This window comes from Pseudomonas sp. HMSC08G10 (assembly GCF_001808425.1).
Lineage (GTDB): Bacteria > Pseudomonadota > Gammaproteobacteria > Pseudomonadales > Pseudomonadaceae > Aquipseudomonas > Aquipseudomonas guariconensis.
Genome location: NZ_KV793285.1, coordinates 1 through 13546, shown reverse-complemented (window position 1 = coordinate 13546; position 13546 = coordinate 1). Strand labels below are relative to the sequence as shown.

Sequence of the window (13546 nt, the reverse complement as noted above, 5' to 3'; positions counted from 1 at the left end):
CCGCCAGCCTCCGGAGCGTCCCAGGAGGCTGGCGCTACTGCATGCTCAACCCCAGAACGCCTGGCCGCCATCGAGCGGCAGCGTGGCGCCGGTCAAATAGCCTGCTTCGTCGCTGGCCAACCACGCGACCGTTCGACCGATGTCGTTTTCGCAATCCCCGACCCTGCGCAGCGGAATGCCCTGCAGGAACGCTTCGGCTTCTTGCGGGTGGGCTTGCATCCAGCCTTCGAGCTCTGGAGACAAGGCGTGGGGCGCGATCACGTTGACGCGTATGCCATCAGGCCCCCATTTGCATGCGGCTGCGCGGCTGAGGCAGCGGATGGCTTCCTTGGCCGCCGCATAAGCACCATAGCCGCAGGCGTCCCAGCGCACTGCGGCAGAGGAGGCCAGGTTGACCACCACGCCGCCGCCCCGCAGATACGGGTGGCATGCACGCATCAAGCGCAGGGTGGCCAGGGGGCCTGAGTCCATGCCTTGGGCGAAGGCCTCGTCGCTGACCTCCAGCAATCGGTCCAGGGGTACGATCTGGGCGTTGTTGACCAGGATGTCGATCGTGCCGAACGCTTCCAGCACCTGGGCCACGCACTGCTCGATGGCCTGCGCCTGGGTGACGTCGCAGACCACCGCCAGTGCCTCGCCACCGCGCGCGCGGATTTGCGCGCAGGTCGCTTCCAAGGGGGCCAGTGTGCGTCTGCGACGGCCACCCGCGCGCCTTCGGCGCACAACGCCAGGGCAATGCCTTGGCCTACACCCAGACCCCCGGCGGTGACCAGGGCTGTCTTGCCGGTAAGACGGTTCATGCGAGGAACTCCAGTGACAGGGGGTATTGGCTGGTGGGCAGTGCGCCCAGCTGGTCGAAATCGATGAAGCGCTGGCAGCTGTCCATCATCAGCGCCAGGTTGTGTTGGAACTTCGCCTCATCGCCCGGCGCATCGAAGAACGCCTGCGGATCGTCCATGGCTGCCGGCGGGAAGCATTCCTCGACGATGGCCGCCAACGCGGTGGCGCCAGGGGTGAGCACCTGCACCACCAGGTTTTGCACGTACTGGAAGTTGTCCTGGGTATCGATGGCTATCCGTGTGTGGTGGTTTTGCCAGACCTCGAGCCAGGCCTCTCAAGCGCGCCGGCCGTTGCAGGAAGGCCAGTTGCGAAAAGCCGTGGGTGCGCTGGCCGGGGCAGGCGGGGAATCGCGTGTTGCGGATGGGCACCGACTCGCAGACCAGGTACCCCGCAATGCGCGAACAGATCACCTGCAAGGTCTCGTCGAATGGGCGGCGGAATTCGCCGGCGGCGCTGTCCAGCCAGAAGCTCAGTACGGCCTGGGGCAGGGGGCCTGCCTGTGTCTGGCGCAAGCCGTTGGCGGCGCTCACGTCGGCGTCGGCCAGGTTCAGCTGCAGGTGCCGGGCGCCAAGGGTTTGCAGGCGGTCGGCGAGGGGGCCGCTCAATTGCTGTGAGAACGAATCGAACGTGTCGTGCTCGGGTTGCCAAAGCAGGTAGATGACTTTCTGCACGGAGCGCTCCTTGACACAAGGCGTGGGTGTGAGATGACCGTGGCCATGGTTGATCGGCGCCGCTGCAGAGGAATCCTCCAAACGGACTATCCCGCGATAATGAACAGGCTCGCCTTACTTGTTGCCCGGCGATCTTTGCCTATGCTGCGTAGCGAGGGGCTGTATGAAATGTATTCGCGCAAAGGCCAGACAAGGCGAAACCAACACGTCACGAGGGTCGATACCATGTATTACGTGCAACGCGATGCCGCAGGCCAACTGTTGCGGGTCGAAGCCGCTCCTTACGCCGAGTACACGGAAATACTCCCCGCCGACCATGGCGAAATCCAGGCCTGGTTCGCGGACGATGTGGTGGAAAACAGCCTTCGCCAGCTCAAGCAGAGTGACCTGGACATGATCCGTGTGCTCGAAGACCTGATCGATGTGCTGACCACCAAGGGCGTGATCAGCATCACCGACTTGCCGCCGGACGCTCAGTCCAAACTGCTCAACCGCTCCTCGGCGCGCAAGGCGCTCGGCAGCCTGAACAACCTGATCGAGGAAGACGAGGGCGGTGGCCTGATCTGAGCCCGTCCGGGGGCGGCAGCGCTGACGTCAGCGATAGGGCGCAGGCTCGCCTACCAGCTGCCCTTGTATCCCCTGCACGCCCATTTCGCGCAGTACGTTCAACTCCCCTTCGGACTCGACCCGCTCGGCAACAAGCGGCAGGTCGATGCTGTGCGCCGCCCGTTGAATGGCCTCGATGAACAGGCGTTTATGCTGCTCCTGATCGATGTGGCGAATGTAGCTACCGTCGATCTTCAGGTAGGCAAGTCCGAGGTTTTCCAGGTTACCGATCATGCTGAAGCGCCCGCCGAAGCGCTGCAGCGCCAGGCCAACGCCCAACTCGCGCAAGCGTCGGATCAAGTGCTCGAGCGAGGCCTGCCGGGGCAGTTGCTCTTCGCCGATTTCCAGGGTCAAGCGCTCGGCCAATGCGCGATGATGGCCGAGCTGTTCGTAGACCTGGCGCATCGCGCCGTCATCGGCCAGGGTGGCGGCCGAGAGATTCAGTGCCAGGGAGGCATCGTGGCCTTCGAGATGCCTGAGGACCTTCTCCAGCATCAACAGGTCCAGGCGCGGCATCCAACCGAAACGCTCGAGCCACGGCAGGAAGCGACCCGCCGCCAACGGCTCGCCCTGATCATCGTGCAGTCGGGAAATGACCTTGTAATGCAAGATCCGGCTCGGCACCTGGCAATCGACCACCGGCTGGAAGAACAGCTCGAACAGCTCCCGGTCCAGGGCCCGGTCGAGCCGCGAGTGCCAGGCATTCTGGCTGTCGGGTGCCTGCGTCGCGGCGCTGCGTTCCAGGCACACCCAGCTCGGTGCGCCCTGGTGCTCGGCGCGCGCCAGGGCTTCATCGGCCAGCTTGAGCAGTGCGTCGGGCTCATCGCCTGGCGTATAGGGGACAAGGCCCATGCGGGCCACCGGGCTGACATCGCTGGCCTCGGTCTGGTGCAGGCTGTGCAAGTCTCGCTCCAATGCCTGGGCCAGGTGCACGGCTTGCTCGAAGTCCAGGCCCGGCGCCAGTACGGCGAACTCGCCGCCACGGCTGCGCGCGATCAGGTCGCGGGTCTGGGGATGGGAGGCGCAGGCGCGGCGCAGCTGTTCGGCCACCGCCTGGATCAACTGATCGGTACGTTGCCCGCCCAGGCGCGCGTTGAGGCCGGCCAGGTCCTGGAGGCGCAGTAGCAACAGGTAGCCGGCTCGGGCGTCCTCGACGTTGCTGACCTGGTCGTTGAGCTGCATCTCGAAGTAACGCCGGTTGGCCAGGCCAGTGAGGCTGTCCTGATACGACTCGGCACGCAGCTGCTCGCTGCGCTCGGCCTGCTCGTGGAACAGCGCCTTGAGCTTCTCGACCATCTGGTTCATGGCCTGCACCACGCGGCGCAGTTCGGGCGTGCGGGGCAGATCCAGCAGGCTGAGAAACTCCCGGCGGGCGATGGCATGGGATTGGGCAACCATGTAATCGAGCGGGCGCAATTGGCGGCGCAGCAGCAGGGCGCCCAACACGGCGCTCAGGGCCCCGCACAGCAGCAGCCAGCCCAGGCTGCCCAGGGCGCCTTGCCAGAGCTTGGCCAGGGCGAACATGGGGTGGCTGACCACCTCGACCCGTGCCGCCTGCTGCCAGCCACGGCTGACGATGGCGTCCGCGCCGGCGGCCTGCAGTCCCGCCAGGCGAATGAACCAGGCGGGCACGCCGTTGCTATCGGGTTCGGCGTGGCGCTCCACGAGCACGGCGTTGGACGCTAGGTCGATGACCTTGATGCTGGCGTAGTACCCGCTGTCGAACAGCGAGCTCACCATCAGCTCGACCATGGCCGGGTCGTCGATGTTCGGCGTCAGCGACAGGGCCAATGCAGTGGCACCGTCCTGGGCATGAGAGCGCAGCTGGTTCACGTACTGGCTACGCGAGCTTTCCAGGCTGACCATGAAGCTGCCGGTGAAGGCAACCACCAGGAACAGGCAAATGGCGAACAGCAATTGTTTGAACAGTGACATCTGCGCTCCTTAGTAGACCGGTTCGGCCGGGAAGCCTTCGGCCTGCATCTTTTTCAGCACGTCCTGCCAGCGCGACAGCCGTTTGGTATCGCCGACTTTCTTGTTCCCCGAGGCGCCGGTCAGCCAGAGGCCTTCACCGTTGAAGGCGTAGACCGGCAACAGGTCGGTGCGCTCGCCCGCCGGCTTGATCGCGTCCATCAGGCTGTCGAGCACCAGCGGCTGGGCCTGTGGGGTCGAATAATAGGTCAGGACCATGTGCGCCCTGTTCTGGCGCAGGGCTTTGACGTAGGTGATGCGCAGCTTCTCGCTGGGTATGCCCATGCGCCGCAGGCTGAAGTACTTGGCGATAGCGTAGTCCTCGCAATCGCCTGCGCCCTTGATCAGTGACTGGATCGGTGTGGCCCAGTAATCGACGTCGCGCCACAGGTCGATGTCTTCGACGTAGCGCAACTGCTGGTTGAAGAAGAGATTGACCTGCCGCAGCCGTTCCAGCTCGCTGCCTTGTTGCTGGGTGGCAAGCAGCTGCTGCCAGGCATCGATGCGCGCCTGGCCTGGGCCCAGAGGGCCATAGAGGGCCTGGGCCCGTCGGCTGATCTGCGAGAAATCCCAATCGGCGCGCAGGCTGCCCAGCAGCACAAGCGCCAGGAGGACAGCGAGGCCGAGACGCCACACGACGGTTTCGAGCATCCTGGGTTTCGCCACTGCTAAGGCCTATTGAGTACCGATCCTTGACAACCGTGGTGCTGTCGTCCGGGAAAAGCGCAGGGCAAGTCACTGCCCGGCGACAACGAGCAGTGTAGATGATCGGCGCGCAGCTATGGCCATGCGCCAGCTATGCAATGAAGTCCGATTCGGCGGGCGGCTCTGCCCGGGCATCCTGCTGGATCGTGCCATGCACGGCAATGCCACACACACCGCACAAGCCAACGCTGGCGAGCACGATGTCGCCCAGGATCATGCCGACGATCAACAGCAGCAGGCTGGCGCGAAAGAGGGTGGTCATGACTGCCTCCATGGCAATTGACGTGGGGATGGTGCTAACCATAACGCCTTTGGATCCCAGGATGCAGCCTGGTTTTTGGCAGACGGCAGGCTTTCCATCGGAATTGGCCGATTGGTCCTGTCCGCGAGCACGGCCCTGATGGCCGCTGGCCGTTGCAAGGCTGGAAACCTCATCCCGACCTAGGCCAGCCTTGGGTGAGGCGAAAGCGGTGGATCAGGCCGGGCGACGTGGAACTTCAAGCGGCGGGCCCGGTCGATAGCATCCCTTGCCTTTCGAACAAGGGCCCAGCCAACCTGGACGGCTGCAAACCTGCCCATCGCGTGGCAGTCCACCCGGTCTTGTCGAGTTCGTTTCCGATGCCAAGCACGCCTGTATGGTTGGCTTTATGCCTGTGTCTGACGGTGATCGTATCCCAGTGTGCCATGGCTGGCGGCCGTGCCACTCAAGCCCGTAGCAACAACGCCTCCACCGCGTTGATCGAAGCCGCCTCGCAGCAATATGCAGAAGGTCATCTGGACCAGGCTGCGGCGACATTGGAACGCGCGCTGCACATACAGCCGAACAATCCCGCCACCTTGCATTACCTGGGTGTGTTGCGCTTGCAGCAGGGGCAATACCAGCAGGCCGAGACGCTGGCGGCCCGCTCCAATCTTCGTGTCGGCGCCAATCGTGCGCTGTACGCTCGCAATCTTCAGCTGATAACGGCGGCCCGCAACGCTCAGCGCTCAGGTGCAATGCCTGCGGCGATCAAGGACTCAGAGCGGGCCGGTGGCGATGCCAGCGGCATGATCACTGCCGAACAACTCATCCGCTACTGACCCCGGCGGGGCGCCTAGGGCTCACGTGCAAAGCACAGCACCTTGCTCGTCATGCGCTGCAAGGTTTCGCCCCGCTGGTTGGACGTGATGCATTCGACCACCACCATGCCGCGGTCGCGGCGCGTGCGCGAGGGCGTGATGCTCACGATGGTACTCTGCACACGCAGCCGGTCGCCTGCTCGGGTGGGCTGCGGCCAGGAAACCTCGGCAGTGGCACCGATCACGCCGCGGGCCAGGGGCAGGCTGCTCACCAACAGCTTCATGGTCAGCGCACTGGTCTGCCAGCCGCTGGCGGCCAACCCTGCGAAGAACGTGTCCTTGGCAAGGCTTTCGTCCAGGTGAAACGGCTGTGGATCGTACTCACGGGCAAAGCGGATGATCTGTTCGGCATCCAGGCAGTGCTCACCGCTGGTGAAGGTATCACCTACGGCCAAGTCCTCCAGATAGATCGGGTCGGTCATGTCAGGCTCCTCACGGGGCAGAGGCCGGGAGCGGCACGCTGCGCTCGGCTCATCAAACGCGATCGTGGGGCCTTGTTCAAGTAGGCCGACACTTGTAGCCAGATGTCGCGGCGCCGGAAAGCGCCAAGCGAAACCTTGATCTGACTCGAGGTTCACTTCCGCTATCGACAACACCCCAGGCGGCCTTGCGTCGTGAAAGCACTGCGAGGTCTTCGCCAGGGCCGATACTGCTGGTATCGGCGGCGTCTGGCTGGTGGCGCGGGCCGCGAGGAGGTGTGAGGTGAACAAATTGTCCATTGTGGGTGCCGGAATGGTGGGTGAGGCGGCGGCGCAAATCATCGCCCGGGAGGAGTTCTGCCGTGAGCTGACGTTGATCGATGTGCAGGGGGACATGGCGCAGGGCAAGGCACTGGATGTCTGGCAGGCCGCCGTCGAGTCCGGTTCCGATACCCGGGTCTACGGAGGGGGCGATGCCCAGCTGCTGCAGGATTCCGAGTTGGTGGTGATCACCGCGGGCGTGCCGCGCAAGCCGGGCCAGTCGCGCCAGGATGTACTGAGCATCAACCTGCCGATACTCGACGGCATCATGCGGGACATCAACCAGCATGCCCCGTCGGCGATCGTACTGGTGGTGTCGAACCCGGTCGATGTGCTCACCTACCGGGCCTGGAGCCTCAGTGAGCTGGGCCGCGACAAGGTGTTCGGGCAGGCCGGGGTGCTGGATACCGCGCGGATGAAGTGCTTCATTGCCGAACAGACAGGCTTTTCTGCCCGTGATATCGCGGCGTTGGTGCTCGGAGGCCATGGTGACAGCATGGTGCCGTTGATGCGGTACTGCACGGTCGGCTCTGTACCGCTTTCGCACTTTTTGACCTCTGAGCAGATCGAGCGGATCGTGCAGCGTACCCGTCAGGGAGGCGGCGAAATCCTGGGCTTGAAGAAGGTTGGGAGCGCATGCGATGCACCGGGCGTGGCAATCGCCCAGATGGTGGATGCGATCGCCAACGGTCGAAACCGCATTCTGCCTGCGGTCGCGATCCTCGAGGGCGAGTACGGGCGCCGGGACATTGCCATGGGGGTGCCTTGCGTGCTGGGAGAGCAAGGGCTGACGCGGGTCATCGAACTGCCCCTGGATGCGCAGGAGCAATCGATGTTCGACCACTCAGCCGACCAGGTGGCGCGTGACATCGGCGAAATGAAAGCGATGTGAGCCTGCAGGGCGCGGGTTTATCCGCAGCGCCCTCAGGCGTGCCCGCGGGCCAACGCCTGCGCGAGATAGGGCGCGGTGCGGCTGCCCTGAACCTGGGCAACCTCGGCGGCGGTGCCGGTCGCGACGACCCTGCCCCCGGCCTGGCCCGCCCCAGGTCCGATGTCGATCACCCAGTCGGCCTGGGCCACCATGCGCATGTCGTGCTCGATCATCACCACACTGTTGCCGGCATCGACCAGCTGTTGCAACTGCGCCATCAGCCGGTCGGCATCGGCCACATGCAAGCCGGTGGTCGGCTCGTCGAGCACGTACAGCGTGCGCCCTCGCTGGCTGCGCTGCAGCTCTGTGGCCAGCTTGATGCGCTGCGCCTCGCCGCCGGACAGCTCGGTAGCCGGCTGGCCCAAACGCAGGTAACCCAGGCCGATCTCGCGCAGCACCTGCAGCGAGCGCGATACTGCTTGCTCGTCGGCGAAGAAATCGCAGGCTTCTTCTACGGTCATGCGCAGCACGTCGGCGATGTTGCGGCCATTCCATTGCACCGCAAGGGTGTCCGCGTTGTAGCGGGCGCCGTGACAGGTGGGGCAGGGGGCATAGACGCTGGGCATGAACAGCAGCTCGACGCTGACGAAGCCTTCGCCTTCACAGGTGTCGCAACGCCCCTTGGCCACGTTGAACGAGAAACGCCCCGCGTCGTAGCGGCGCTTGCGGGCTTCGGCGGTCGCGGCGAACAGTTTGCGCACAGGGTCGAACAGCCCGGTATAGGTCGCCAGGTTGGAGCGAGGCGTGCGACCGATCGGTTTCTGGTCCACCTGCACGACCCGTTGCACGGCCTGTACATCGCCGCCCAGGTGACCGCCGGTGCGCTCGATGATCGTCGGGCCTTCGGTGCTGGCTTCGCTGTCCGGCTCCTCAGGTTCGTGCCCCAGGTGCAGCAGCATCAGCTCGGGCAGCGCCTGGGCGATCAGGCTCGACTTGCCGGAGCCGGAAATGCCGGTCACCGCCGTGAGCACACCCAGCGGCACGCGCGCGTCCACGCCGTACAGGTTGTGGCGTCGAATGGCGTTCAGCTCCAGCCAGCCGGAGGGTGTGCGGGCGCGACTGTGGGGGGTGGGCAGTTGGTCGAACAGGTAGCGGGCGGTGTGCGACTCGGCCACCTCGCGCAGGCCCGCCGGGGCACCGCTGTAGAGCACGCGGCCGCCGCGTTCGCCGGCATCGGGACCGACATCCACCAGCCATTGGGCGCGGCGCATCAGTTCCAGGTCATGCTCGACCACGAACACCGAGTTGCCGGCGTCGCGCAGGCGGTCGAGGGCGTCGTAAAGCGCCTGGCTGTCGGAAGGGTGCAGGCCGGCCGAAGGCTCGTCGAGCACATAGACTACGCCGAACAACAGGGCGCTCAGTTGCGTGGCCAGGCGCAGTCGCTGAAGCTCGCCGGTCGACAGTGTCGGCGTGGCGCGCTCCAGGGTGAGGTAGCCAAGGCCCAGCTGTTGCAGGGTGCGCAGGCGCGCCAGCACCCCTTCGGCCAAGCGCTGCGCGGCCAGTTGTTTTTCGCTCGAGCGGGTGTCCTGGGCATCGACCTGGCCTCGGCTGACCGGTTCGAGCAAGGCCACGACCTGGTCCAGCGGCATCTGGGCCAGAGTGCCGATGTCTACCCCGCAGAACGTCACCGACAATGCCTCTGGCTTCAGACGTTTGCCGTCGCACGCTGGGCAGGGGCGACCCTCCATGAAGCGCGACACACGCTTGCGCATCAGCGCGCTCTGAGTGTTGGCGAATGTATGCAGTACATAACGCCGGGCACCGGTGAACGTCCCCATGTAGCTGGGCTCGAGTTTGCGCTTGAGGGCGGTGCGGGTTTCGGCCGGCGTGAGGCCCGCATAGACCGGCACGGTGGGCGCTTCTTCGGTGAACAGGATCCAGTCGCGGTCTGCCTGCGGCAGGTCTTTCCACGGCCTGTCGACGTCATAGCCCAGGGTGACCAGGATGTCGCGCAGGTTCTGCCCATGCCAGGCCGGTGGCCAGGCGGCGATGGCCCGGTCGCGGATGCTCAAGGTCGGGTCGGGGACCAGGCTCGCCTCGCTGACCTCATAGACGTGCCCCAGGCCATGGCACGCCGGGCAGGCCCCTTGCGGTGTATTGGCCGAGAAGTCCTCGGCATACAGCATCGGCTGGCCGCTGGGGTAGGTGCCAGCGCGCGAGTACAACATGCGCACCAGGCTGGACAGGTTGGTCACGCTGCCGACCGAGGAGCGGGCATTGCTCGCACCGCGTTGTTGTTGCAGCGCCACGGCCGGGGGCAATCCGTCGATCGCGTCGACATCCGGCACGCCCACCTGGTCGATCAGTCGCCGGGCGTAAGGCGCCACGGACTCGAAGTAGCGGCGCTGCGCTTCGGCATACAGGGTGCCGAAGGCCAGCGATGACTTGCCGGAGCCGGAAACGCCGGAAAACACCACCAGCGCATCGCGGGGGATGGCGACATCCACGTCCTTGAGGTTGTGTTCGCGCGCACCGCGCACCACCACATAGCCGTCTTCGGTCTCGAGGTGGGCGCGATCGGTCGGGGAGGGGGTGCGTGTCATGGGGGGCGGCGGCTCGGCGGCTGGCAAAAGGGTTACGGTAGCCGTTGTCGGGCCTCGGCGCCTACCCCTGGGTGTCTTGAGGGCGTTGGGTGTGGAGTCTGGTGTGCATGTTCTCTGGCGTGCCCTCGTCCTTTGCCAGAAGCTTGCGGGCTGTCTCTATAAAGGGCGTGACCACCAGGCTGTAAACCGTCAGGTAACGCTGCTGGTCTTGTTCTGCGGTGCCGAAGCGGATGTCTTCAGGCGTTGAGGTGGTGACATAGAGCGTGCCGAACATCCAGTCCCAGAGGGACAGGTTGGTGCCGAAGTTGCGGTTGAAATGGCGCGGGGCGTCACTGTGGTGGATCTGGTGCTGGGCCGGACTGTTCAGTACATGCTCGAGCTTCGGACCGAACGACAGCCAGACATGGCTATGGCGAAGGTTGGCCGCCAGGCCATTGAAGATGAACACCAGGTAGGTCACCCCGAACAAGGTGTAGCGGCTGATTTCGCCGCCGCAGGCGTACCAGAAGCAACCGGCGTACAGGCCGATGAATAGGCTGGTGCTCAGTTTTTCGACGATCTTCTCCACGAAATGCACCCGGCTCGCCGTCACGGGTACCAGCACGGGCGCCGAATGATGAACCTTGTGAAAAGCCCAGAGCCAGCGGGAATGAAACGCCCGATGCGCCCAGTAATGAATGAAGTCTTTGACCAGGAACACCCCCAACCCGTAGAGCAGTGAGAGCCCGAGGTTTTCACCCACGCGCGGGCGTTCGCCCCAGAGATTGATGAAAAAGGTCTGGTAGTCGCCTGAATGCAGGATGTAGGGATCGACCCAGTTGACGATAGGCAGCACTAGCGCGACTTTGAGGACGGCTCGCACGAAGTAGTAGCGGTAATCCAGCAGCGCCGAGGGATGCAGGTGTACCCGACCAGCGCCGATGAACTGCCAGAACGAAGGAGCGTCGGTCAGGCCGCGATGCTTTCTGAAGCGGAACAGGCCATAGGCGACGCCATAGGAGATGCAAAGGAACAAGATCCCGAAACGGCCGTTCATGTTGAATATGCCGAGAAACTGCTCGGTGACGGGCGCGATCACCCACTCGGTCAGGTGTTCAAAGGCAAGCGACAGTGCATCCACGAAACGGCGGCCTCGGAGAAAGAAACGGCATTGTAAATCAGATTGATTTACTTAAGCGTCTTTATATGAAGCATCAACCGTGGGTTTGTGGGCGCTACGCCCACGGTATGATAGGCGCAACGCGACCCCGCCAGAGTGAATCATGAACCGTCAGAAAAAAATCAAGCAGTTGCTCAAGGCCCATGCCAAGAAAGCCAGCGCCAAGCTCGCCCCGCGCAGCAACAAGCCCAAGTACATCAGCAAGGCCGAGCGGGAGAAGCTGGCCGCGCAGGCGGCGAGTGAATCAAGCGCACAGATCGAGCAGGGCGCGCATTGATCACCGCCGGCGCTTTCTATCTTCGCAGCGGCGCCACCGACCGCTGCTGATGGCGAGCCAGGTGTTCAAGGCGCCGCAGTGTCCTTCCTTATGGCTGGACCTGTTCGAAAGGCACGCGCCTTGCGGGCAAAGGGGCATCCATAGCCCCTGTGCCTCCATGTCTGCCGAATCAATCAGCCGCGATTTGCAGTTCCGGCAGCTTGACACGAAACGCCCGGGTGACCCCCAGCAGGCAGATGAATCCAAGCCCCATCCAGCCCAGGCCAATCATGAACGACATGCTCGACAGGCTGGTCCACAGCCAGATCGTGCTCAGGAAACCCAGCCCCGGAAGCATGCCGTACAACAGGTAGTTGCGCAGGCCACGCAGCTTCTGGCCGACCAGGTAGTGCTTGACCACCGCCAAGTTCACCGCCGAGAAGGCGAACAGTGCACCGAAGCTGATCATGTTTGCGACGGTATCAAGGGTGATGAACAGCGCGATCAGCGACAGAAGGCTGACCACCATGATGGCTGTGGCCGGCACCCGCTTCTTGGACACCAACTGGCCAAATGCGCGCGGCAGCACGCCGTCCCGGCCCATGGCGAACAGCACCCGTGACACGCTCGCCTGGGACACCATCGCCGAGGCGAAGCAACCAGCCACGTAGGTGGCCGTGAAGGCGCTCACCAGCAGTTCACCGCCCACCCGGCGCATGACGTCCACCGATGCGGAGTCGGGGTCGTGGAAAGTGCTCCACTCCGGAAACACCATCTGGGCACACCAGGACACCACCAGAAACAGCAGGCCACCGATCATTGTCACCGCCATGATCGCCTGGGGGATGCGACGTTGTGGGTTGGGGGTTTCCTCGGCCATGGTCGACACCGCGTCGAAGCCCAGGAACGACAAGCAAAGTACGGCTGCGCCGGTCATGATCAGCGGCACGCTGAAGCCTTCATGGTGGAAGGGCGCCAGCAGCGAAACAGGCCCCGCTTGCTGGTTCAGGTGACTGATCGACAGCGCGATGAAGACAACGATGAACACCAACTGGGCAACGATCAGCACCCAGTTGACACGGGTGATGGACTCGATGCCGATCAGGTTGAGGAAAGTCACCAGAGCGATGGAGCCGAGCGCCCATATCCAGGCGGGGACTTCGGGGAAGTATTCGGACATGTAGATGCCGATCAACAGGTAGCTCAGCAGCGGCAGGAAGATGTAGTCAAGCAGTAGGGTCCATCCGGCCATGAAGCCGAAGTAGGTGCCGAAGGCCTTGCGGGTGTAGGTGTACACCGAGCCGGAATAGGGGTGGGCCTGGACCATTCGTCCATAGCTGTAGGCGGTGAACAGCATGGCGACGAGCGTCAGTATGTAGGCGGTGGGCAGATGCCCTTGGGTCATTTGGGTGACCAGTCCGTAAGTGGTGAATACCGCCAGCGGCACCATGTAGGCTAAACCGAACAGCACTAGGGCGGTCAGGCTCATGGACTGGCGGAAACGACTTGATGAGGTGCTTTGCGACGGTGAATGGTGGGAGGAGGTATCGGCCGCATTTGTTGTTATATTCATTACTGACTCCTGAAAGTTCAGAGGCAAGGCACTGGCGGTATTTGAGTCGATCGTGACTATGGGGGTACGTTTGTTCTCTTTGAAAAAACCTCGGTGCGGGCACGTGATGACCTGCGTTGAAATAACGCATTCAGCACGTCCAAGAGTCGCTACGTTGAAACTTGCAGCTTCACAAGCGTTTTACGGCATGAGTGGGGCGACCTGCGGGCTCGAATGGCGCCAGGCCATGGCAGCGATATAAAACCGGGCCTTCGGAACTAGAAGAGCCGTACCACTGCAGGTCAATTCCTGTAGTTCATTAAGTAGGTGTAACTACTTAGTACTTTCAAGGCATTTATATTGCCATCGAACGGATATCGGATTTCGAATGACAACAGCGGCAATATTGCTCGATGACCACTAAGGAAGGTCTGAAGTAACCCTGTATTTCCG

The 13546-nt window shown here is 63.5% G+C and carries 14 protein-coding genes; 5 read left to right on the top strand and 9 right to left on the bottom strand.

The genetic code is table 11. From position 1 onward, the window contains the following. Positions 1-45 precede the first annotated feature (45 nt). Both HMPREF3173_RS01235 and HMPREF3173_RS24770 read right to left on the bottom strand, forming a co-directional pair. Positions 46-675 (bottom strand): SDR family NAD(P)-dependent oxidoreductase, encoded by a 630-nt coding sequence (locus HMPREF3173_RS01235; RefSeq protein ID WP_256543711.1) that lies wholly within the window; start codon positions 673-675, stop codon positions 46-48. A gap of 121 nt (positions 676-796) precedes the next feature. Further along, positions 797-1069: a hypothetical protein gene (locus HMPREF3173_RS24770; protein ID WP_256543734.1), complete on the bottom strand. Its 273-nt coding sequence runs from the start codon at positions 1067-1069 to the stop codon at positions 797-799. Here HMPREF3173_RS24770 and HMPREF3173_RS24765 point away from each other — a divergent pair. Then, positions 1068-1454: a hypothetical protein gene (locus tag HMPREF3173_RS24765; protein ID WP_256543710.1), complete on the top strand. Its 387-nt coding sequence runs from the start codon at positions 1068-1070 to the stop codon at positions 1452-1454. The two genes, HMPREF3173_RS24770 and HMPREF3173_RS24765, sit on opposite strands and share 2 nt — an antisense overlap. Positions 1455-1736: 282 nt before the next feature. Further along, positions 1737-2078, top strand: a complete 342-nt coding sequence (locus tag HMPREF3173_RS01225; protein ID WP_070571167.1) for a tryptophan synthase subunit beta — start codon at positions 1737-1739, stop codon at positions 2076-2078. 27 nt (positions 2079-2105) lie between these two features. Here the strand turns inward: HMPREF3173_RS01225 and lapD are convergent, their stop codons facing one another. The 3 genes from lapD to HMPREF3173_RS24495 form a co-directional block, all read right to left on the bottom strand. Then, the gene (gene lapD / locus HMPREF3173_RS01220) at positions 2106-4052 is read right to left on the bottom strand and encodes a cyclic di-GMP receptor LapD (RefSeq protein ID WP_070571166.1); all 1947 of its coding nucleotides are present in this window, start codon (positions 4050-4052) and stop codon (positions 2106-2108) included. A gap of 9 nt (positions 4053-4061) precedes the next feature. After that, complete coding sequence (lapG, locus tag HMPREF3173_RS01215) at positions 4062-4739, bottom strand: cysteine protease LapG (protein WP_139146797.1); 678 nt, start codon at positions 4737-4739, stop codon at positions 4062-4064. 145 nt (positions 4740-4884) lie between these two features. Beyond that, positions 4885-5055: a hypothetical protein gene (locus tag HMPREF3173_RS24495; RefSeq protein WP_167358089.1), complete on the bottom strand. Its 171-nt coding sequence runs from the start codon at positions 5053-5055 to the stop codon at positions 4885-4887. Between the two features lie 401 nt (positions 5056-5456). Here HMPREF3173_RS24495 and HMPREF3173_RS01210 point away from each other — a divergent pair, with 401 nt between their 5' ends. Further along, positions 5457-5873, top strand: a complete 417-nt coding sequence (locus tag HMPREF3173_RS01210) for a tetratricopeptide repeat protein (protein ID WP_232095182.1) — start codon at positions 5457-5459, stop codon at positions 5871-5873. Positions 5874-5887: 14 nt separating this feature from the next. Here the strand turns inward: HMPREF3173_RS01210 and HMPREF3173_RS01205 are convergent, their stop codons facing one another. Next, complete coding sequence (locus HMPREF3173_RS01205; protein WP_070571163.1) at positions 5888-6334, bottom strand: MaoC family dehydratase; 447 nt, start codon at positions 6332-6334, stop codon at positions 5888-5890. Positions 6335-6614: 280 nt separating this feature from the next. On the opposite strand from HMPREF3173_RS01205, the gene HMPREF3173_RS01200 reads away from it, so the two are divergent. Further along, the gene (locus tag HMPREF3173_RS01200) at positions 6615-7544 is read left to right on the top strand and encodes a malate dehydrogenase (protein ID WP_070571162.1); all 930 of its coding nucleotides are present in this window, start codon (positions 6615-6617) and stop codon (positions 7542-7544) included. Positions 7545-7576: 32 nt separating this feature from the next. Here the strand turns inward: HMPREF3173_RS01200 and HMPREF3173_RS01195 are convergent, their stop codons facing one another. Both HMPREF3173_RS01195 and HMPREF3173_RS01190 read right to left on the bottom strand, forming a co-directional pair. Further along, a complete protein-coding gene (locus tag HMPREF3173_RS01195; protein ID WP_070571161.1) occupies positions 7577-10126 on the bottom strand; it encodes an excinuclease ABC subunit UvrA in 2550 nt (849 codons plus the stop codon). 61 nt (positions 10127-10187) lie between these two features. Next, on the bottom strand, positions 10188-11246 hold the full coding sequence (locus HMPREF3173_RS01190; RefSeq protein ID WP_070571160.1) for a sterol desaturase family protein: 1059 nt from the start codon (positions 11244-11246) through the stop codon (positions 10188-10190). A gap of 142 nt (positions 11247-11388) precedes the next feature. On the opposite strand from HMPREF3173_RS01190, the gene HMPREF3173_RS01185 reads away from it, so the two are divergent. Then, positions 11389-11562 carry a DUF2986 domain-containing protein gene (locus HMPREF3173_RS01185; protein WP_070571159.1) on the top strand — a complete coding sequence of 58 codons (174 nt, stop codon included), beginning with the start codon at positions 11389-11391 and terminating at the stop codon, positions 11560-11562. Between the two features lie 169 nt (positions 11563-11731). Here HMPREF3173_RS01185 and HMPREF3173_RS01180 read toward each other — a convergent pair whose 3' ends face one another. Further along, positions 11732-13114, bottom strand: a complete 1383-nt coding sequence (locus HMPREF3173_RS01180; protein WP_070571158.1) for an APC family permease — start codon at positions 13112-13114, stop codon at positions 11732-11734. Positions 13115-13546 lie beyond the last annotated feature (432 nt).